Consider the following 20003-nt stretch of genomic DNA (forward strand, 5'->3'; position numbering starts at 1 on the left):
AAAGCGATCGCACGTGGTGCGTCCGGGCGGCCGGCGCCGTGCGGGGTCGACGCCGACCGGCGCTCAGGCCTTCCCGACCATGTCCCCCGGGAAGGCGCCGGCGGCCAGGGCCGTCATGAGGACCCCCTTGGCCAGCTCGGTGAGCCGCTCCACGCCCGCGGCGCCCAGATGCTCGTACGGCGCCCGGTCGAGCCGGTCGGTCCGCTCCTCGATGTCCTGGCGCAGTGCCACGCCGGACTCCGTCAACTCGCCCCCCGTGTCCAGGAGTCCCCGGTCGCGCAGGCGCGCGGAGGCCGCCTCCCAGTCGTCGCGGGACCAGCCGCGCGTGGACAGGGCCCACTTCGGGGCCATGCCCTTGCCGGTGGCGGTGTGGCTCACCAGGGCTTCGACAGGGTCGAGTTCCGCGTCGAGGAGGATCGCGAGATGGCCGTCGCCGCGGTGCTCGCGCAGCAGTGTGGCCGCGTGCCAGAGCGCGAGGTGCGGGGCGTCGGGCACCGGGAGATCGGCGTGGCCGGCGTACAGCGGGCGGGCGGTCCTGACGCAGGCCTCGGTGGCGCGCAGGGCGAGCTCGGCGGCCTCGGCCATCTCCTTGGAGGCGACGAGTTCCTCGCCGAGCAGTCGCCGCAGCGTGGCGTCGACGGCACGCGCGCGTGCCGCGAGCACCGTCTCCGGGGAGACCGTGCGCCACACCTGCGGCAGATGCCGTGCGACCAGTTCGTGGCTGAAGTTGTAGAACGTCGCCGTCACCGTCCCGGGACCGACCGCTCCCAGCGCGGCGGCGCGCACCGCGAAGTACGCGGCCCTGCTGTCCTCGACACCGACGGCGGACATCTCCCGGCCCAGGTCGGGCGAGAAGTAGTGGGTCGAGTGCAGAGGGTTGAGGACGTTGTGGCAGCGGCGCCCGGCGCGCTCCGGCAGTGGAGTGGTCATGCCCGCAGGTTACCGACTGGTCGGTACGTGGGGAACCGCTGCGGACACGATGGCAGGAATGGTGGGGTGCTCGTCATTGCGGCCATGTCGTGACGGGCCAAGAATCGAAGACATGCGAACCGTTCTGATCGTCCTCTTCGACGACGTGCAGAGCCTCGACGTCACGGGCCCCCTGGAGGTCTTCGCGGGCGCCGAGGCCTGGCACGGCGGCTCGTACCGCGTCCTCACCGCGTCCCCGGACGGCGCGCCGGTGCGCACCTCCAGCGGACTCACCCTCGTGCCGGACCACGCGCTCGACGACGCGCCCGCCCCGCACACGCTCCTCGTGCCCGGCGGCCGGGGCACCCGGCACCCGGACCGTCGGCTGACCGACTGGCTGCGCGGTCACGGCCCGCGGGCCGAGCGTCTCGTCTCCGTCTGCACCGGTGCCATCCTGCTCGCCGAGGCGGGCCTCCTGGACGGGCACCGGGCCACGACCCATTGGGCCTACTGCGACAAGCTGGCCCGCGACCATCCCGCCGTGGAGGTCGACCCGGATCCCATCTTCGTGCGCGACGGCCGGGTCTCCACCTCGGCGGGCGTCACCTCCGGTATCGACCTGGCCCTCGCCCTGGTGGAGGAGGACCTCGGCCGCGAGACCGCTCTCGCGATCGCCCGGCATCTGGTCGTCTTCCTGCGGCGGCCGGGCAACCAGGCCCAGTTCAGCGCACAGCTCGCCGCCCAGACCGCGCGCCGCGAACCCCTGCGCGAGGTCCAGCAGTGGATCACCGAGCATCCCGACGGCGACCTGAGCGTCGAGTCGCTCGCCGCCCGCGCCAGGCTCTCGCCCCGGCACTTCGCCCGCGCCTTCCAGTCCGAGACCGGCACGACACCCGGCCGGTACGTCGAGCGCGTCCGCCTGGAACAGGCCCGGCGCCTCCTGGAGGACACCGGCGACGGTGTCGAGGAGATCTCGCGTGCCTGCGGCTACGGCACGCCGGAGGCGATGCGCCGCGCCTTCGTGAAGGCGCTCGGCTCGGCACCCGCGGAGTACCGGCGCCGCTTCCGCCCCGCCTCCACCCCTTGATCCGGCCGGCCCATCGAAAGGAATCCCGATGCAGATCGCCATCGTCCTCTACGACCGTTTCACGGCTCTCGACGCCGTGGGCCCCTACGAGACCCTCGGCCGGCTGCCCGACGCCGAGGTCGTGTTCGTCGCCGAGCGCACCGGACCCGTGCGCAGTGACACCGGTGCGCTGGCGCTGACCGCGGACCGGACCCTGGCCGAGGTGCCGGGACCGGACATCGTCGTGGTGCCGGGCGGGCCGGGCCAGTTCTCGCAGATGGAGAACGAGGTCCTGCTGGACTGGCTGCGCGCGGCCGACGTCACCAGCACCTGGACGACCTCGGTGTGCACCGGTTCCCTGCTGCTCGCCGCGGCCGGGCTCCTCGACGGCCGCCGGGCCACCTCCCACTGGCTGGCCCTGGACTTCCTCAAGGAGTACGGCGCCGAGCCCACCGGGGAGCGGGTCGTGTTCGACGGCAAGTACGTGACCGCCGCCGGCGTCTCGTCCGGCATCGACATGGGGCTCACCCTGCTCGGCCGGATCGCGGGCGACGAACACGCCCAGGCCGTGCAGTTGCTGACCGAGTACGACCCGCAGCCGCCCTACGACGCCGGCGCCCCGCACAAGGCGCCCGCGCACCTGGTCGAGGAGTTCCGCACGAACAGCCGTTTCAGCCTGATGTAGTCAAAGACCGAACCGATGCGTGCAGAACCGCGTCATCCCGGCGTGGTCCAGGTGAAGTGCGGCCGGCGCCGCTCCAGGAAGGCGGCGACCCCCTCCGCGGTGTCGCCGCCGCGGCGCGCCTGCTCCGCCCAGTGGGAGTCCCGGTCCGTGCGCCCGTTCACGAATTCCTTGGCCGCGGCTTGCGTGAGCAGCGAGCGCCCGGCCAGGACGCGCGTGAGCTCGGCGACCCGCTTGTCGAGTTCCCCCTCGGGCAGCACCTCGTCCACCAGGCCGGTGCGCAGTGCCCGCTCCGTGTCGATCAACTCGCCCGAGAACAGGAGGTACTTGGCGGCCGCCGGGCCGACCAGCGAGGCCAGCCGCCGGGTCGAGGAGGCGGGGTAGACGATCCCCAGCTTCGCCGGGGTCACTCCGAAGAGCGCCCCCTCCTCCGCGAACCGCAGATCACAGGCCGCCGCGAGCTGGGACCCGCCGCCCACGCAGTAGCCGCGGATCGCGGCCAGCGTCGGCTTCGGGAAGGCGGCGAGCGCCTCCTCGGCGCGCACGGCCAGCGTCTGCGCCTCGTCCGGGGAGCCGCGCAGCGTCGAGATGTCGGCCCCGGCGCAGAACGTCCCGCCTTCACCGGTGAGCACCAGGACGCGCACGTCGTCGTCGGCGCTCAAGGCGTCGAGCAGCGGCGGCAGCGCCCGCCACATGCCGGTCGTCATGGCGTTCCGCTTCGCCGGATGGTGGACGACGACGGTGGCGACGCCGTCGCCGACGCGGTGCAACAGCTGCGGCTCCATACGCCGCATGCTAACCGCACTCGCCGGGCGCGCGATCAAGAAGGGGGGCGGCCCCGGGGCGCCTGTGAACGGCGTGAACACCCGGAACGGGCCCGTCGAGCCGGTGCCGAACCCGTACAACCCGAATAGTTCGCGAAGTCGGCACAACGGGGACAGGAGCAGTCTCACAACTGACCGTGTCATACGCCGACGATCAGAAACCGTCGATACTTGCTGACTTCTGTTCAGTCATCAGGTATGGACCGGTGCGCTCTCAACACTCGATGCGTGGTGACAATCGAGCGCAAGGGTGGCGACCGGACGATGGACAACCTCGGGCGGGGGTCCGACCCGAGCCCCGAAGCCGGCGGAAACGTGTCTCCGGACCGGAGAGCGACCGTCCCGCTGCCGTACGAGGGGGTGTGGCGGTTCACCGCTCCCGCTGTCGACGCCTCGGTGCCGCAGGCACGGCACGCCGTCCGTGATCTGCTGTTCCGTCAGGGAGTACCCGTCTCGGACGACCTCGTCCAGGGACTCCTGCTGATCGTCTCCGAGCTGGTCACCAACGCGGTCCGGCACGCGGCGCTGCTGTCGCCGATGCTCGCCGTGGAGGTCGCCGTCGGTGCCGAGTGGGTGCGCGTCTCCGTCGAGGACAACCACCCGTACCGCCCGACCGCCCTGGAGGCCGACCACGGGCAGACCGGTGGCCGTGGTCTCCTGCTGGTGCGGGAGGTGACCCGGGAATCGGGCGGGGTGTGCGACGTCGAGCACACGGCGAGCGGCGGCAAGGTGATCTGGGCCGCCCTGCCGCTCACTCCCAGCGTCGTCTAGGGATGTCGTCCGGATCAGGGCGGACCCGGTCCGATCCGAACGGCGCCCTCCTGGTCACCAGCCCGCGGACGGGCCCGTCAGCTCCCTGATCGCGGGACGGGCGGCGTCCAGCACGGTCATGAACCAGGCGGAGAACGTGTCCTTCGCGTGCCGCTCCGCCAGCTCGGCCGCCGTCACGAAGGCCGTCGAGCCCACCTCCTCCGGGTCGGGCCGCAGCGTCGACTGCACCATGCCGACGAAGAGGTGGTTGTACTCCTGCTCCACCAGCCCCGACGCCGGGTCCGGGTGGTTGTAACGGACCGTGCCCGCCTCGGCGAGCAGCGACGGGGACACTCCGAGCTCCTCGAACGTCCGCCGGGCCGCCGCCGCGAACGGCGCCTCCCCGGGGTAGGGGTGGCCGCAGCAGGTGTTCGACCAGACACCGGGGGAGTGGTACTTGCCGAGGGCGCGCTGCTGGAGCAGCAGCCGGCCGCGCTCGTCGAAGAGGAACACCGAGAACGCCCTGTGCAGCTGTCCGGGCGCCTGGTGGGCGGCGAGCTTCTCCGCCGTACCGATCGTGTTGCCGTCCTCGTCGACCAGCTCCAGCAAGATCGCTTCAACGGTGCCGTTCGACGAACTGTGCGTCGCGGTGGCAGGTGTGATCGGCATACCCATCCTTCGCATCGGTCTTCGAGCCCCAAGTCTGCCGTACGAAACCGGCACTCCCGGCACTTCGCGACTCCCGCATGTCCCGCTCCGCGGCGGCGGAGCCGGACCCGCGGCCGACACGCGTCAGACGCCGAAAGCGGCCGGATACCTGATCGTGCCCGGTGCCACCGCCGAGGAACCGTCCAGGACGAGGGCCATCAGATGTTCGGACGGCACGTCGAATCCGGGCCGGATGCCGTACTCCGAAGCGGGCACGAAGCCGAACCTCGGGTAGTACGCGGGATGCCCCAGTACGAGGACCAGTCGCTCTCCCCGCGCGCGTGCCGCCTCCAGCACCGCGCGTACGACGGCCGATCCGGCGCCGCTGCGCTGGTGCTCCGGCCGTACGGCCACCGGTGCCAGCGCCGCCGCCTCGCCGGCGTCGACATGACAGCGGGTGATCAGGGCGTACGCCGCGACCGTGCCGTCCGGCGCCTCGGCCACGTACGACAGGTCAGGCAGCCACGCCTCCGGGTCGGCGCGCAGGGCGTCCACCAGGTCGGCCTCGTCCGCCCGCTCGAACGCCGTCGCGTTCACGGCGTGCACCGCGGCGCGGTCGGCGGCGGTCTCCCGGCGTGCGCGCCAGACGGAGGTGGGTCCAGTGCTGGTCAATGACAAAGCCTCGCCTCGTGCTCAGCGTGTCCGCTGGGCTCCAGTTGGAAAGTGCAGTGCTCGACGTCGAAGTGGCCACCCAGGCAGCCCTGGAGCTCGTGGAGCATCTTCTCGTGGCCGATCGCGTTCAGGACGTCGGAGCTGACGACCACGTGGACGGACAGGACCGGCATGCCGGAGGTGATGGTCCAGGCGTGCAGGTCGTGGATGTCCTCGACGCCGGGCAGCGCCAGGATATGGGCACGCACCTGCGCCATGTCGACATTTTTCGGGGCCGCCTCCAGCAGCACGTCGAGCGTCTCGTGGAGCAGCTTCCAGGTGCGCGGGACGATCATCAGGCCGATGAGGATCGAGGCGATCGGGTCGGCGGCCTGCCAGCCCGTGGTCATGATCACCACGGCGGACAGGATGACGGCCAGCGAGCCCAGCGCGTCCGCGGCCACCTCCAGGAAGGCCCCGCGCACGTTCAGGCTCTCCTTCTGCCCGCGTACCAGCAGCGTCAGCGAGATCATGTTCGCGACCAGGCCGATCGTGCCGAACACGATGGTCAGGCCGCCCGCGGTGTCGGCGGGCGTCAGGAACCGCTGGATCGCCTCGTACAGCACATAGCCGCCGACGCAGAGCAGCAGCAGACAGTTGGCGAGCGCGGCGAGGATCTCGGCGCGCGCATAGCCGAAGGTGCGGGTCTCGCTCGGCGGCCGGGCGGCGAAGTGGATCGCCAGCAGCGCCATGCCCAGACCCAGTGCGTCCGTCGCCATGTGCGCGGCGTCCGCGATCAGCGCGAGCGAGTCGGCGACGACGCCGCCGACGATCTCGACCACCATGACGGTGAGCGTGATCGACAGCGCGACGCGCAGTCGCCCGCGGTACGCCGCCGTCGCCGTCCCCGTCGGGGGAGCGCCGTGCGTGTGCCCGTGATCGTGTCCGGCCCCCATGGGTCTGCCTCCTGTGCTCTGCCCGGGATCACAGTGAACTACGGGCGAGGAGCATCGGGCAACGCGGCACTGAACACCGTTGTCATGTGCTCTGACCTGCGGAAACGATGCGCAGGTCAGAGCACTGACGTGATCATTCGGACGGCGTCGGCGCGTGGTGGAGCACCCAGCCCCGCCACGCCGACTCGACCATCTCGCGCACCCCGCGCCGGGCGGTCCAGCCGAGCTCCCGCGTGGCCAGTTCGGCCGAGGCGACCGCGCGCGGGGCGTCACCCGGGCGGCGCGGCTCGACGACCGGCACCCGGTCGTCCCCGCTGATCTCGCCGATGAGAGTGACCAGCTCCCGGACCGAGACGCCCTCACCGCGCCCGATGTTCACGGTCAGGTCGCCGGACACGTCGCCCGTCAGCCGCCGGGCCGCCGCCAGGTGCGCCTCGGCGAGATCGGCGACGTGAATGTAGTCACGGACGCAGGTGCCGTCCGGGGTCGGATAGTCGTCGCCGAAGATCCGCGGGGCCTCGTCGCGGGTGAGACGGTCGAAGACCATCGGGATCACGTTGAAGACGCCCGTGTCGGCCAGCTCCGGTGCGGCGGCGCCCGCCACGTTGAAGTAGCGCAGGCACACCGTGGCGATCCCGTGCGCCTGCCCCGCGGCCCGGACCAGCCACTCCCCGGCGAGCTTCGTCTCGCCGTACGGGCTCATCGGGGCACAGGGCGTGTCCTCCGTGATGAGGTCCACATCGGGGTTGCCGTAGACGGCCGCCGACGAGGAGAACAGGAACCTCCGCACGCCCGCCCCGGCGACGGCGTCGAGCAGCGTGGCGAGACCGCCCACGTTCTCCTGGTAGTAACGCGTCGGCTGGGCCACGGACTCGCCGACCTGCTTGCGCGCCGCGAGGTGCACCACACCGGTCACCGCGTGCTCCGCGAGCACCCGCTTCAGCAGATCCCCGTCCAGCGACGAGCCCTGCACCAGGGGTATGCCCTCCGGAAGCCGGCTCGGCACCCCGGCCGAGAGGTCGTCGAGGGCGACGACGCGCTCCCCGGCCTCCGTCATCGCCCGCGCAACGTGGGCCCCGATGTATCCGGCTCCGCCTGTGATCAGCCATGTCATGGACGCCCACCCTATGCGGACCCCTCCGGCACCGCTCCTGCCCCGTCCTGCGGCGGCGCCCGGCTCGTCCCGCTCCGCAGCGGTGCGCCGCATGCCGCCCGCGCTATCCGGAATGCACCGGTCCGCCGGCACGGTTTGTGGCGCGACCCCCGCATCACCCATGATGATCGCGGCGGAGGCGGCCAGGCAGAACCGGTTGATCGGGCCGTGAACGGGTGATGAACGCCTGCTTCCATTCATCCGATAGCCTCTGCCGACATGCCGCCCGGCCGCCGCAGGCAGGGGCATCCCATCACGCACTTGCCCGGTGCCCCCGCGCCGGCACCCAGGGAGTGAGTTCGCTGTCGACCGCCATCCTCACCGGCCAGCCGGTCCCCGGATCGTCGCTCGAGGGCGATCTGCGGTCGCTCGGCTTCGACGTGCGGCTCGCCTCCGACGCGGGCGAAGCCGAGACACTGCTCGCCGCCGTACCGGCTGATCAACGGGTGGCCGTCGTGGACGCCCGCTTCGTCGGGCACCTGCACGCCCTGCGGCTCGGCCTCACCGACCCGCGCTTCGCGGCCGCCGCGCTGCGCGGGGCCATATCCGTGCAGCCCGAGGCCCGCCGTGCGCTGACCCGGGCCGTGGCCCGCGAGAGCTCCGCCAACGGCGGCCTCGCCGTCACCACCGACGATCTCGCCGAGCGCCTGACCGCCGCGCTGGACGCCGACGGCGTCGCGGTGCACCGCCCCGAACTGGGCACGCTCGTCGCCGTCGTCCCCGCGGACCCGCAGGAACGCAACGAAGCCCGCCAGGCCGTCTCCGCCGTGGACGACGAGGCCGTACGGCTGCGCAGCGCCGTGAAGGCCCGCGACGGCTTCTTCACCACCTACTGCATCAGCCCGTACTCGCGCTACATCGCACGCTGGTGCGCCCGCCGCGGCCTCACCCCGAACCAGGTGACGACCGCCTCACTGATCACCGCCCTGATCGCCGCGGGGTGCGCCGCCACCGGCACCCGCGCCGGCTTCGTGGCCGCCGGCCTGCTGCTCCTGTTCTCCTTCGTCCTCGACTGCACGGACGGACAGCTCGCCCGCTACTCCCTGCAGTACTCCACCCTCGGCGCCTGGCTCGACGCGACCTTCGACCGCGCCAAGGAGTACGCCTACTACGCGGGCCTCGCCCTCGGGGCGGCCCGCGGCGGCGACGACGTCTGGGCCCTCGCCCTCGGCGCGATGATCCTGCAGACCTGCCGCCACGTCGTCGACTTCTCCTTCAACGAGGCGAACCACGACGCCACCGCCAACACCAGCCCCACCGCGGCCCTGTCGGACCGCCTCGACAGCGTCGGCTGGACGGTCTGGGTGCGCCGGATGATAGTGCTGCCCATCGGTGAACGCTGGGCGATGATCGCCGTGCTCACCGCCCTGACGACCCCGCGGATCACCTTCTACGCCCTGCTCGTCGGCTGCGCCTTCGCCGCCAGCTACACCACGGCGGGCCGCGTGCTGCGCTCGCTCACCCGCAAGGCGCGGCGCACGGACCGCGCGGCCCGGGCGCTCGCCGACCTGACCGACTCCGGCCCGCTCGCCGAGGCGCTGAACCGCCTCGCCCGCGGGGCGGTGCGCCGCGGCCCCGCCGCCGTCGCCTTCGTCGCCGGCGCCCTCGTCGTCCTCGGCGCCGCGCTCGCGCCGTACGGCAGCTGGTGGCCGGTCCTGGGCGCCGTGGTCTACGTGCTCCTGTCGCCCGTGGCGCTCGCCCGTCCCCTCAAGGGCGCCCTCGACTGGCTGGTCCCGCCCTTCTACCGCGCCGCGGAATACCTGACCGTTCTGGTACTGGCCGCCAAAGCCGACGTGAACGGAGCACTTCCGGCGGCTTTCGGCCTGGTGGCCGCCGTCGCCTACCATCACTACGACACGGTGTACCGCATTCGCGGAAACGCCGGCGCGCCCCCGCACTGGCTGGTCCGGGCGATCGGCGGGCACGAAGGCAGGACTCTGCTGGTCACCGTACTGGCCGCGCTCCTCGCCGCCACACAGTTCAAGATCGCGCTCACGGCGCTCGCCGTGGCCGTCGCCCTGCTTGTGCTCGTCGAGAGCATCCGCTTCTGGGTGTCCTCCGGGGCCCCCGCCGTACACGATGAAGGAGAACCCGCATGATCGGCCTCGTGCTGGCTGCCGGCGCCGGACGGCGTCTGCGTCCCTACACCGACAGCCTCCCGAAGGCGCTCGTGCCGGTGGGCCCCGCGGGCATAGAGGACAGCATCACCGTCCTCGACCTGACCCTCGGAAACTTCGCCGAGATCGGTCTGACCGAGGTCGGCATCATCGTCGGCTACCGCAAGGAAGCGGTGTACGACCGCAAGGCGGCCCTGGAGGAGAAGTACGGCCTGCGGATCACGCTGATCGACAACGACAAGGCCGAGGAGTGGAACAACGCCTACTCCCTGTGGTGCGGCCGTGACGCCCTCAAGGACGGTGTGATCCTCGCCAACGGCGACACCGTGCACCCGGTCTCGGTCGAGAAGACGCTGCTCGCCGCCCGCGGCGACGGCAAGAGGATCATCCTCGCCCTCGACACGGTGAAGAAGCTCGCCGACGAGGAGATGAAGGTCGTCGTGCACCCCGACAAGGGCGTGCAGAAGATCACCAAGCTGATGGAGCCGTCCGAGGCCACCGGTGAGTACATCGGCGTCACCCTCATCGAGGGCGAGGCCGCCGCCGAGCTGGCCGACGCGCTGAAGACCGTGTGGGAGACCGACCCGCAGCAGTTCTACGAGCACGGCTACCAGGAGCTCGTGAACCGCGGTTTCAAGATCGACGTGGCACCGATCGGTGAGGTCCAGTGGGTCGAGATCGACAACCACGACGACCTCGCCAAGGGGCGTGAGATCGCGTGCCAGTACTGACGAGGCTCATCCCCTCTCCGGTCGTCGTGGACATCCGCCCGGGTGCCCTGGACGACCTCGCCGGTGTGCTCAGCGACGAGCGCATCTCGCACTCCGGCAAGCTGGCCGTCGCGGTCAGCAACGGCTCCGGTGCGCGCCTGCGCGAGCGGATCGCCCCGGCGCTGCCGGGAGCCACCTGGTACGAGGTCGGCGGCGGCACCCTGGACGACGCGGTCCGGCTGGCCGGTGACATGCGAGCCGGGCACTACGACGCGGTCGTGGGACTGGGCGGTGGCAAGATCATCGACTGCGCCAAGTTCGCCGCGGCGCGGGTCGGTCTGCCGCTGGTCGCGGTGCCGACGAACCTCGCGCACGACGGCCTGTGCTCGCCCGTCGCCACCCTCGACAACGACGCGGGCCGCGGCTCCTACGGTGTGCCGAACCCGATCGCCGTCGTCATCGACCTGGACGTGATCCGCGAGGCCCCGGTCCGGTTCGTCCGGGCCGGCATCGGTGACGCCGTCTCCAACATCAACGCGATCGCCGACTGGGAGCTGTCCAACCGGGTCACCGGCGAGAAGATCGACGGTCTGGCCGCGGCCATGGCGCGCCAGGCGGGCGAGGCCGTGCTGCGGCACCCCGGCGGCATCGGGGAGAACGGCTTCCTCCAGGTCCTCTCGGAGGCGCTGGTCCTCACCGGCATCGCGATGTCGATCTCCGGTGACTCCCGGCCCGCCTCGGGTTCCTGCCACGAGATCAACCACGCCTTCGACCTCCTCTTCCCCAAGCGTGCGGCGAGCCACGGCGAGCAGTGCGGGCTGGGTGCGGCCTTCGCGATGCATCTGCGGGGGGCGACCGAGGAAGCCGTGTACATGGCCGAGGTGCTGCGCCGCCACGGGCTGCCGGTGCTGCCCGAGGAGATCGGCTTCACCGTGGACGAGTTCGTCCAGGTCGTGGAGTTCGCTCCCAGGACCAGGCCCGGCCGCTACACGATCCTCGAACACCTCGACCTGAAGACCGACCAGATCAAGGACATCTACTCCGACTATGCCAAGGCCATCGGTAGCTGAACTCCGCCCCGTCGTGCACCCCCCAGGGGTGAAGGACCGGCGCAGCGGTGAGCACTGGATGGGACGCCTCTACATGCGTGAGGTGTCCCTGCGGGTCGACCGCTACCTGGTGAACACCAGGATCACGCCCAATCAGCTCACGTACCTGATGACCGTATGCGGCGTGCTCGCGGCCCCGGCCCTGCTGGTGCCGGGGATCGCCGGCGCGGTGCTCGGCGTGGTGATGGTCCAGCTGTACCTGCTGCTGGACTGCGTCGACGGCGAGATCGCCCGCTGGAAGAAGCAGTACTCGCTCGGCGGGGTCTATCTGGACCGGGTCGGCGCCTATCTGACGGACGCGGCGGTCCTGGTCGGCCTCGGCCTGCGCGCCGCCGACCTGTGGGGCGACGGCCGGATCGACTGGCTGTGGGCCTTCCTCGGCACCCTGGCCGCCCTGGGCGCGATCCTGGTCAAGGCGGAGACCGACCTCGTCGGGGTCGCCCGTCACCAGGGCGGGCTGCCGCCGGTCAAGGAGGCCGCCTCCGAGCCCCGGTCCTCCGGCATGGCGCTGGCCCGCAGGGCCATCGGCGCGCTCAAGTTCCACCGGCTGATCCTCGGCATCGAGGCGTCCCTGCTGATCCTGGTCCTCGCGATCGCGGACCAGGTCAGGGGCGACCTCTTCTTCACCCGCCTCGGCACCGCCGTGCTCGCCGGGATCGCGCTCCTGCAGACCGTGCTGCACCTCGTGTCCATCCTCGCCTCCAGCAGGCTGAAGTGAGTACGGCGATGAAGGTCGGCGCGGTCATCATCACCATGGGCAACCGCCCCGACGAGCTCCGGGCCCTGCTGGACTCCGTCGCCAAGCAGGACGGCGACCGGGTCGAGGTCGTCGTCGTCGGCAACGGCTCGCCCGTCCCCGACGTCCCCGCGGGCGTACGGACGGTCGAGCTGCCCGAGAACCTCGGCATACCCGGCGGCCGCAACGTCGGCATCGAGGCCTTCGGTCCCGGCGGCACCGACGTGGACGTTCTCCTCTTCCTGGACGACGACGGCCTGCTGGCGCGGCACGACACCGCCGAGCTGTGCCGGCAGGCCTTCGCGGCCGACCCCGAGCTCGGCATCGTCAGCTTCCGTATCGCCGACCCGGAGACCGGGGAGACGCAGCGCCGCCACGTGCCGCGGCTGCGCGCCGCCGACCCGATGCGCTCCTCGCGCGTCACCACCTTCCTGGGCGGCGCCAACGCGGTGCGCACGAAGGTCTTCGCCGAGGTCGGCGGGTTGCCGGACGAGTTCTTCTACGCCCACGAGGAGACCGACCTGGCCTGGCGGGCGCTCGACGCGGGCTGGATGATCGACTACCGGTCGGACATGGTGCTGCACCACCCGACGACCGCGCCCTCGCGGCACGCGGTCTACCACCGCATGGTGGCCCGCAACCGTGTCTGGCTCGCACGCCGAAACCTGCCCGCGCCCCTGGTCCCGGTCTATCTCGGCGTCTGGATGCTGCTGACGCTGGCCCGCCGCCCCTCGGGGCCGGCGCTCAAGGCCTGGTTCGGCGGATTCGGGGAAGGCTGGACCAGTCCGTGCGGGTCCCGGCGGCCCATGAAGTGGCGTACGGTGTGGCGGCTGACTCGACTGGGCCGACCTCCTGTCATCTGACAAGCTCGTTCCTGAGAGCATTCGGGCCGTACCCCGGTCCCTGGCTCATGCCTACGCCCGACCAGCGTGCGCATCTTGAAGACGAAAGTTTCCACTTGTGAGTGAGACAACGCATGACGGCGGAGTCGCGGTGAGCGACCGTCCGTCGCCCGATGACGGGCTCTCCGCGGCCGAGCTGGCCGACCGGTACGGGCTCGCGGTCAGCGGTGCCCGGCCCGGGCTCGTCGAGTACGTCCGCCAGCTCTGGGGACGGCGTCACTTCATCCTCGCCTTCTCGCAGGCGAAGCTCACCGCGCAGTACAGCCAGGCCAAGCTCGGCCAGCTGTGGCAGGTGGCGACCCCGTTGCTCAACGCGGCCGTCTACTACCTGATCTTCGGCCTGATCCTGAAGGCCAACAAGGGCTTGTCACACGACGTGTACATCCCGTTCCTGGTGACCGGTGTGTTCGTCTTCACCTTCACGCAGAGCTCGATCATGGCCGGTGTCCGCGCGATCTCCGGCAATCTCGGGCTGGTGCGCGCGCTGCACTTCCCGCGGGCCTCGCTGCCCATCTCGTTCGCGCTCCAGCAGCTCCAGCAACTGCTCTTCTCGATGATCGTGCTGTTCGTCGTGGCGATCGGCTTCGGCAGCTACCCCGGTCTGTCCTGGCTGCTGATCCTCCCGGTGCTGGTCCTCCAGTTCCTCTTCAACACCGGGCTCGCGCTGATCGTCGCGCGGATGGGCGCGAAGACTCCGGACCTCGCCCAGCTGATGCCGTTCATCCTGCGCACGTGGATGTACGCGTCCGGTGTCATGTTCTCGATCAGCACGATGCTGGAGGGGCGTCCGGAGTGGATCGCCCGGGCCCTCCAGGCCAACCCGGCCGCGGTCTACATGGACCTGATGCGCTTCGCGCTGATCGACGGGTACGGCTCCTCGAACCTGCCCCCGCATGTGTGGGCCATCGCCGTCTTCTGGGCCGTGGTCGTCGCCGTCGGCGGATTCGTGTACTTCTGGAAGGCTGAAGAGAGGTACGGCCGTGGCTGAGCAGACCTCCCACATCCCGACCGTCATCGCGGACGAGCTGCACATCGTCTACCGGGTCAACGGCGCCAAGACCGGCAAGGGCAGCGCCACCGCCGCCCTCAGCCGCATCCTCAAGCGGGGCGAGGAGCGCGGCGTCCGCAAGGTGCACGCCGTCCGCGGCGTCTCCTTCGTCGCCTACCGCGGCGAGGCCATCGGCCTGATCGGTTCGAACGGCTCCGGCAAGTCCACCCTGCTGCGTGCCATCGCCGGCCTGCTGCCCGCCGAGAAGGGCAAGGTCTACACCGACGGCCAGCCCTCGCTGCTCGGTGTGAACGCGGCCCTGATGAACGACCTCACGGGCGAGCGCAACGTCATATTGGGCGGGCTCGCGATGGGCATGTCGCGCGAGCAGATCAGGTCGCGCTACGAGGACATCGTCGACTTCTCGGGCATCAACGAGAAGGGCGACTTCATCACCCTGCCGATGCGCACCTACTCGTCCGGCATGGCGGCCCGGCTGCGCTTCTCCATCGCGGCGGCCAAGGACCACGACGTCCTCATGATCGACGAGGCCCTCGCCACCGGTGACCGCAAGTTCCAGAAGCGCTCCGAGGCCCGCATCCGCGAGCTGCGCAAGGAGGCCGGCACGGTCTTCCTCGTCAGTCACAACAACAAGTCGATCCGTGACACGTGCGACCGCGTGCTGTGGCTGGAGCGCGGTGAGCTGCGCATGGACGGCCCGACCGAAGAGGTCCTCAAGGAGTACGAGAAGTTCACGGGCAAGTAGCCCATTTCGCCCAGGGCCCCGCCGGAACTCTTCGGCGGGGCCCTGCGTCTGCAAAGGAAACGTCAACTCCGCCTGGGCTTAGGAATCTTGACACCAATCGGTGTGTTGTTGTGATGTGCAGGACACCCCGACGGACCATGCAGCGTTGTACAACGTAAGCTGTACGGGTGCTGATTCGCGGCAAGTGGGGCGATAATGCGCGACACCCGGCACCGGCGCGCCGCGCGGACCCCCGGGCGGCGTGTCCGAAATGGGCAGTGTTGGGTCGGCAGTGTAGAACGGGAGATGTGACGGCAATGGCTACGGGAACTCTCCAGCTCCGTGACGCGTGTGCCGTCTCCGCGCCGGGTGGCGAGCGGTGACCGAAGCCGGGACGGCGCGTACCGGAGACCCGGAGCGCGGCACCCTCGACAAGGCCGCGGACGAGAACTTCCCCGTGGCGCCCTTCTTCCTGCCCAAGGCCTGGCGTGTCGACCTGATGGCCGTGTACGGCTTCGCCCGGCTCGTCGACGACATCGGTGACGGCGACCTCGCCCCGGGCGGCGCGGACGCCCGCCTGCTCGGCGTGTCGCCCGAGGACGCCGGGGACCGGCTCCGCATGCTGGACGCCTTCGAGGCCGATCTTCACCGTGTGTTCGACTCGACCCCGCGCCATCCCCTGCTGCGCCGGCTCCAGCCGACCGTCCGCCGCGCGGCCCTCACCCCCGAGCCCTTCCTCGGCCTGATCGCGGCCAACCGCCAGGACCAGCTCGTCGCGCGGTACGAGACCTACGACGACCTCGTCGCCTACTGCGAACTGTCCGCCAACCCCGTCGGCCGCCTGGTCCTCTCCGTCACCGGCACGTCGACGCCGGAGCGGGTGCGCCACTCCGACGCGGTGTGCACCGCGCTGCAGATCGTCGAGCATCTGCAGGACGTCGCCGAGGACCTCGGCCACGACCGTGTCTACCTGCCCGCCGAGGACATGAAGCAGTTCCACGTGCGCGAGACGGACCTCGCCGCACCCACAGCAGGCGCATCGGTGCGCGCACTGGTTGCATACGAAGCAGAACGCGCCATGAACCTCCTGAATGAAGGCACCCCCCTCGTGGGTAGCGTCCACGGCAGGCTGAAGCTGCTGCTCGCGGGGTTCGTTGCGGGGGGAAGGGCGGCGATCCGTGCGATCGCCGCCGCCGAATACGACGTACTTCCCGGCCCGCCCAAGCCCGGCAAGCTCCAGCTGCTGCGCGAGGTGGGAGTGACTCTGCGAGGAGAGGGGTGATCCGGACCGTGGAGTCGGAACAACACGTGTCCGCACCGGTACTCGCCGCGTACAGCTACTGCGAGGCGGTGACCGGTCAGCAGGCCCGTAATTTCGCGTACGGCATCAGGCTTCTGCCGACGCCCAAGCGCCGCGCGATGTCGGCGCTCTACGCGTTCTCGCGGCGCGTCGACGACATCGGCGACGGCGCGCTCGCGCCCGACGTGAAGAGCGCGCGCCTGGAGGAGACCCGGGCGCTGCTCGCGCGGGTCCGCGCGGGGTCCGTGGACGAGGACGACACCGACCCGGTCGCGGTGGCGCTCGCCCACACCGCCGAGGCCTTCCCGGTGCCGCTCGGCGGCCTCGACGAACTCATCGACGGCGTGCTGATGGACGTGCGCGGCGAGACGTACGAGACCTGGGACGACCTCAAGGTCTACTGCCGGTGCGTGGCCGGGGCGATCGGCCGGCTCTCGCTCGGCGTGTTCGGTACGGAACCGGGGGCGCGCGGAGCGGAGCGCGCGCCGGAGTATGCCGACACGCTCGGGCTCGCGCTCCAGCTCACCAACATCCTGCGGGACGTCCGGGAGGACGCCGCGGGAGGACGCACCTATCTGCCCGCCGACGACCTCGCCAAGTTCGGCTGCTCGGCCGGGTTCGACGGACCGAACCCACCGGAGGGTTCCGACTTCGCGGGCCTCGTGCACTTCGAAGTGCGTCGGGCCCGCACCCTTTTCGCCGAGGGGTACCGGCTGCTGCCCATGCTGGACCGGCGCAGCGGCGCGTGTGTCGCCGCCATGGCCGGCATCTACCGCCGGCTCCTCGACCGGATCGAGCGCGAGCCCGAGGCGGTGCTGCGCGGCCGGGTCTCGCTCCCCGGACGTGAGAAGGCGTACGTCGCCGTACGCGGTCTGTCCGGCCTCGACGCCCGCCATGTGTCCCGGCGCGCCGTCAGGAGGCGCGCCTGATGGACAATCTGGGCCAAGGTGACGCCGGCGGCGAAAAGCGGCGCGCAACCCTCCGGAGCCGGGCGGCGTCCCTGACTGAGACGGCCGACCGTGCACCGCTCAACCATCGCGGCGCGGCCGCAGGGGAGGGGGCACGATGAGCGACGTCACACAGTCCGCGGGCACTCCGGGCCGCCCCGAGGGGGCGGCCGCCGTAGTGGTCGGCGGAGGGCTCGCCGGGATCACCGCCGCGCTCGCGCTCGCCGACGCCGGGGTCCGGGTGACCCTGCTCGAAGGGCGTCCGCGTCTCGGCGGGCTCGCCTTCTCCTTCCAGCGCGGCGATCTGACCGTGGACAACGGACAGCATGTGTACCTGCGCTGCTGCACCGCCTACCGGTGGTTCCTCGACCGCGTCGACGCCGCCTCGCTCGCACCCCTGCAGGATCGTCTCGACGTGCCCGTTCTCGATGCCGAGGGCAAGCCGGGACGACGGCTCGGCAGACTCGGCCGCACCGCGCTGCCCGTGCCTCTGCATCTCGCGCGCAGCCTCGCGACCTACCCGCATCTGTCACTCGCCGAGCGCGCCAAGGTCGGGCGTGCCGCGCTGGCGCTGAAGGGCCTGGACCTCGCCGATCCGGCGCTCGACACGCAGAACTTCGGCAGCTGGCTCGCCGAGCACGGTCAGTCGCGGCGTGCCGTCGAGGCACTGTGGGACCTCGTGGGGGTCGCCACCCTCAACGCGGTGGCCCAGGACGCCTCGCTCGGGCTCGCCGCGATGGTGTTCAAGACGGGTCTGCTGTCCGACCCGGGCGCGGCCGACATCGGCTGGGCACGCGTCCCGCTGGGCGAACTGCACGACACCCTGGCCCGCAAGGCGCTCGACTCCGCGGGCGTCCGTACCGAAGTCCGTACACGCGTCACCTCCATCTCCCCTAACGAAAACGGGCGTTGGGACGTTCAGGTTCCCGGCGAGCGCATCGAGGCCGACACGGTCGTCCTCGCCGTGCCGCAGCGCGAGACCCACGATCTGCTGCCCGGGGGAGCGCTCGACGCCCCGGACCGGCTCCTGGAGATCGGCACCGCCCCGATCCTGAACGTCCATGTCGTCTACGACCGGAAGGTGCTCGGCAAGCCGTTCTTCGCCGCGCTCGGCTCCCCGGTGCAGTGGGTCTTCGACCGGACCGAGGCGTCGGGACTGCGCGAGGGCCAGTACCTGGCGCTGTCACAGTCGGCCGCGCAGGAGGAGATCGACACGCCCGTCGCCGACCTGCGCGAGCGCTACCTGCCCGAGCTGGAGCGGCTGCTGCCCGCCACACGGGGCGCCGGCGTGAAGGACTTCTTCGTGACCCGGGAGCGGACCGCGACGTTCGCCCCCACCCCGGGAGTCGGCCGCCTGCGGCCCGGCGCCCGCACCAAGGCACCCGGCCTGTACCTGGCCGGAGCGTGGACCGCCACCGGGTGGCCCGCGACCATGGAGGGTGCGGTCCGCAGCGGTGTCAGTGCGGCGGGCGCCGCGCTCGGCGCCCTGGGCCGGCCCCGCGATCACCTCCTCGGAGTCTTCGAGGAGGCGGCATGACGCTCGACCAGAGCACGGCAGGTCCCCGCACCTCCGGTACCGCAACAAGAGGAGAGACTGTGCCCACTGTGCCCCCGGCCGAGACGGCTGCCGACGCGGTGGACGTGACCGCGCTCCTGGAGCGCGGCCGGACCCTGGCCACACCGGTCCTCCGGGCGGCCGTCGACCGCCTGGCGGCGCCCATGGACACCGTCGCCGCCTACCACTTCGGCTGGATCGACGCCGAGGGCAACCCCGCGGACGGCGACGGCGGCAAGGCCGTGCGCCCCGCGCTCGCCGTGCTCTCCGCCCAGGCGGCCGGTGCCGCCCCCGAGGTGGGTGTGCCCGGCGCGGTCGCGGTCGAGCTGGTGCACAACTTCTCGCTGCTGCACGACGACCTGATGGACGGCGACGAGCAGCGCCGCCACCGGGACACCGTCTGGAAGGTGCACGGCCCCGCCCAGGCCATCCTCGTCGGCGACGCCCTGTTCGCCCTGGCCAACGAGATCCTGCTGGAGCTCGGCACCGTCGAGGCGGGCCGTGCCACCCGCCGTCTGACCACCGCGACCCGGGCCCTGATCGACGGTCAGGCCCAGGACATCTCGTACGAGCACCGCGACCGGGTCAGCGTCGAGGAGTGCCTGGAGATGGAGGGCAACAAGACGGGCGCCCTGCTCGCCTGTGCCTGCTCCATCGGCGCGGTCCTCGGCGGCGCCGACGACTTCACCGCCGACACGCTGGAGAAGTACGGCTACCACCTCGGCCTGGCCTTCCAGGCCGTCGACGACCTCCTCGGCATCTGGGGCGACCCGGAGGCCACCGGGAAGCAGACCTGGAGCGACCTGCGCCAGCGGAAGAAGTCCCTGCCGGTGGTGGCCGCGCTCGCCGCGGGCGGGCCCGCCTCCGAGCGGCTCGGCCGGCTCCTGGCCGAGGACGCCAAGGCCAGCGACTTCGAGAACTTCTCCGAGGAGGAGTTCGCCGCACGCGCGGCGCTCATCGAGGAGGCGGGCGGCCGCGAGTGGACGGCCCAGGAGGCGCGCCGCCAGCACACGATCGCCATCCAGGCGCTGGACGCGGTCCAGATGCCCGACGAGGTCCGGGCCCAGCTCGTGGCGCTCGCCGACTTCGTCGTCGTACGGAAGAGATGATCATTATCGGTCGAATACACCTCGCGTAGTCGCCGGCCGGTGCGACCCCGAGCCCAGTGATCTTCCGGGCAGGGGCATCGCCATGGAGCGACGCACCGGCCGACGGCGGACCCACAGCAGAGACGTACCACTGCACGAAGGGGAAG

The 20003-nt window shown here is 71.3% G+C and carries 21 protein-coding genes; 15 read left to right on the top strand and 6 right to left on the bottom strand.

What is annotated here, in order from left to right:
* Positions 1-63: 63 nt before the first annotated feature.
* On the bottom strand, positions 64-930 hold the full coding sequence (locus BKI49_RS32475; protein WP_095937864.1) for an SCO6745 family protein: 867 nt from the start codon (positions 928-930) through the stop codon (positions 64-66).
* Positions 931-1042: 112 nt separating this feature from the next.
* Here BKI49_RS32475 and BKI49_RS32480 point away from each other — a divergent pair, with 112 nt between their 5' ends.
* Together BKI49_RS32480 and BKI49_RS32485 are read left to right on the top strand one after the other, a co-directional pair.
* Positions 1043-1996 carry a GlxA family transcriptional regulator gene (locus tag BKI49_RS32480; protein ID WP_095937865.1) on the top strand — a complete coding sequence of 318 codons (954 nt, stop codon included), beginning with the start codon at positions 1043-1045 and terminating at the stop codon, positions 1994-1996.
* Between the two features lie 28 nt (positions 1997-2024).
* Positions 2025-2660 (top strand): DJ-1/PfpI family protein, encoded by a 636-nt coding sequence (locus BKI49_RS32485; protein WP_095937866.1) that lies wholly within the window; start codon positions 2025-2027, stop codon positions 2658-2660.
* 32 nt (positions 2661-2692) lie between these two features.
* Here the strand turns inward: BKI49_RS32485 and BKI49_RS32490 are convergent, their stop codons facing one another.
* Positions 2693-3442: an enoyl-CoA hydratase/isomerase family protein gene (locus tag BKI49_RS32490; RefSeq protein WP_095937867.1), complete on the bottom strand. Its 750-nt coding sequence runs from the start codon at positions 3440-3442 to the stop codon at positions 2693-2695.
* A gap of 303 nt (positions 3443-3745) precedes the next feature.
* On the opposite strand from BKI49_RS32490, the gene BKI49_RS32495 reads away from it, so the two are divergent.
* Positions 3746-4252 carry an ATP-binding protein gene (locus BKI49_RS32495; RefSeq protein WP_095937941.1) on the top strand — a complete coding sequence of 169 codons (507 nt, stop codon included), beginning with the start codon at positions 3746-3748 and terminating at the stop codon, positions 4250-4252.
* A 54-nt stretch (positions 4253-4306) separates the two neighbouring features.
* Here BKI49_RS32495 and idi read toward each other — a convergent pair whose 3' ends face one another.
* From idi to galE, 4 genes are all read right to left on the bottom strand, one after another.
* The gene (gene idi, locus BKI49_RS32500) at positions 4307-4900 is read right to left on the bottom strand and encodes an isopentenyl-diphosphate Delta-isomerase (RefSeq protein ID WP_095937868.1); all 594 of its coding nucleotides are present in this window, start codon (positions 4898-4900) and stop codon (positions 4307-4309) included.
* Between the two features lie 123 nt (positions 4901-5023).
* The gene (locus BKI49_RS32505) at positions 5024-5551 is read right to left on the bottom strand and encodes a GNAT family N-acetyltransferase (protein WP_257005045.1); all 528 of its coding nucleotides are present in this window, start codon (positions 5549-5551) and stop codon (positions 5024-5026) included.
* Positions 5548-6486, bottom strand: a complete 939-nt coding sequence (locus tag BKI49_RS32510; RefSeq protein ID WP_095937870.1) for a cation diffusion facilitator family transporter — start codon at positions 6484-6486, stop codon at positions 5548-5550. Before BKI49_RS32510 ends, BKI49_RS32505 begins: the two co-directional genes overlap by 4 nt.
* A 133-nt stretch (positions 6487-6619) precedes the next feature.
* Positions 6620-7600 carry a UDP-glucose 4-epimerase GalE gene (galE, locus tag BKI49_RS32515; protein WP_095937871.1) on the bottom strand — a complete coding sequence of 327 codons (981 nt, stop codon included), beginning with the start codon at positions 7598-7600 and terminating at the stop codon, positions 6620-6622.
* A gap of 341 nt (positions 7601-7941) precedes the next feature.
* On the opposite strand from galE, the gene BKI49_RS32520 reads away from it, so the two are divergent.
* The 12 genes from BKI49_RS32520 (at position 7942) to BKI49_RS32570 (ending at position 19857) form a co-directional block, all read left to right on the top strand.
* Entirely contained in the window at positions 7942-9738 is a 1797-nt protein-coding gene (locus tag BKI49_RS32520) for a DUF5941 domain-containing protein (protein ID WP_095937942.1), read from the top strand.
* Positions 9735-10487: a phosphocholine cytidylyltransferase family protein gene (locus BKI49_RS32525; RefSeq protein WP_095937872.1), complete on the top strand. Its 753-nt coding sequence runs from the start codon at positions 9735-9737 to the stop codon at positions 10485-10487. Before BKI49_RS32520 ends, BKI49_RS32525 begins: the two co-directional genes overlap by 4 nt.
* Positions 10475-11536, top strand: a complete 1062-nt coding sequence (locus BKI49_RS32530) for an iron-containing alcohol dehydrogenase family protein (RefSeq protein ID WP_095937873.1) — start codon at positions 10475-10477, stop codon at positions 11534-11536. Before BKI49_RS32525 ends, BKI49_RS32530 begins: the two co-directional genes overlap by 13 nt.
* Positions 11514-12293, top strand: a complete 780-nt coding sequence (locus BKI49_RS32535) for a CDP-alcohol phosphatidyltransferase family protein (protein ID WP_179332657.1) — start codon at positions 11514-11516, stop codon at positions 12291-12293. The genes BKI49_RS32530 and BKI49_RS32535 overlap by 23 nt, the downstream gene beginning before the upstream one ends.
* Complete coding sequence (locus tag BKI49_RS32540) at positions 12290-13174, top strand: glycosyltransferase family 2 protein (RefSeq protein WP_095937875.1); 885 nt, start codon at positions 12290-12292, stop codon at positions 13172-13174. The genes BKI49_RS32535 and BKI49_RS32540 overlap by 4 nt, the downstream gene beginning before the upstream one ends.
* A 97-nt stretch (positions 13175-13271) precedes the next feature.
* Positions 13272-14201, top strand: coding sequence for an ABC transporter permease (locus tag BKI49_RS32545; RefSeq protein WP_095937876.1), 930 nt, complete (start codon positions 13272-13274; stop codon positions 14199-14201).
* Positions 14176-14967, top strand: a complete 792-nt coding sequence (locus tag BKI49_RS32550) for an ABC transporter ATP-binding protein (RefSeq protein ID WP_373557625.1) — start codon at positions 14176-14178, stop codon at positions 14965-14967. Before BKI49_RS32545 ends, BKI49_RS32550 begins: the two co-directional genes overlap by 26 nt.
* 358 nt (positions 14968-15325) lie before the next feature.
* Positions 15326-16228: a squalene synthase HpnC gene (gene hpnC / locus BKI49_RS32555; RefSeq protein WP_095937878.1), complete on the top strand. Its 903-nt coding sequence runs from the start codon at positions 15326-15328 to the stop codon at positions 16226-16228.
* The gene (hpnD, locus tag BKI49_RS32560; protein WP_095937879.1) at positions 16225-17175 is read left to right on the top strand and encodes a presqualene diphosphate synthase HpnD; all 951 of its coding nucleotides are present in this window, start codon (positions 16225-16227) and stop codon (positions 17173-17175) included. The genes hpnC and hpnD overlap by 4 nt, the downstream gene beginning before the upstream one ends.
* A complete protein-coding gene (locus tag BKI49_RS36090) occupies positions 17175-17315 on the top strand; it encodes a DUF6380 family protein (protein WP_257005046.1) in 141 nt (46 codons plus the stop codon). The genes hpnD and BKI49_RS36090 overlap by 1 nt, the downstream gene beginning before the upstream one ends.
* Positions 17312-18730, top strand: coding sequence for a hydroxysqualene dehydroxylase HpnE (hpnE, locus tag BKI49_RS32565; RefSeq protein WP_095937880.1), 1419 nt, complete (start codon positions 17312-17314; stop codon positions 18728-18730). The genes BKI49_RS36090 and hpnE overlap by 4 nt, the downstream gene beginning before the upstream one ends.
* A complete protein-coding gene (locus BKI49_RS32570; RefSeq protein WP_095937881.1) occupies positions 18727-19857 on the top strand; it encodes a polyprenyl synthetase family protein in 1131 nt (376 codons plus the stop codon). The genes hpnE and BKI49_RS32570 overlap by 4 nt, the downstream gene beginning before the upstream one ends.
* Positions 19858-20003: the final 146 nt, after the last annotated feature.

The organism is Streptomyces sp. Tue6028 (genome assembly GCF_002300165.1).
In the GTDB taxonomy this organism is placed as follows: Bacteria; Actinomycetota; Actinomycetes; order Streptomycetales; family Streptomycetaceae; genus Streptomyces; species Streptomyces siamensis.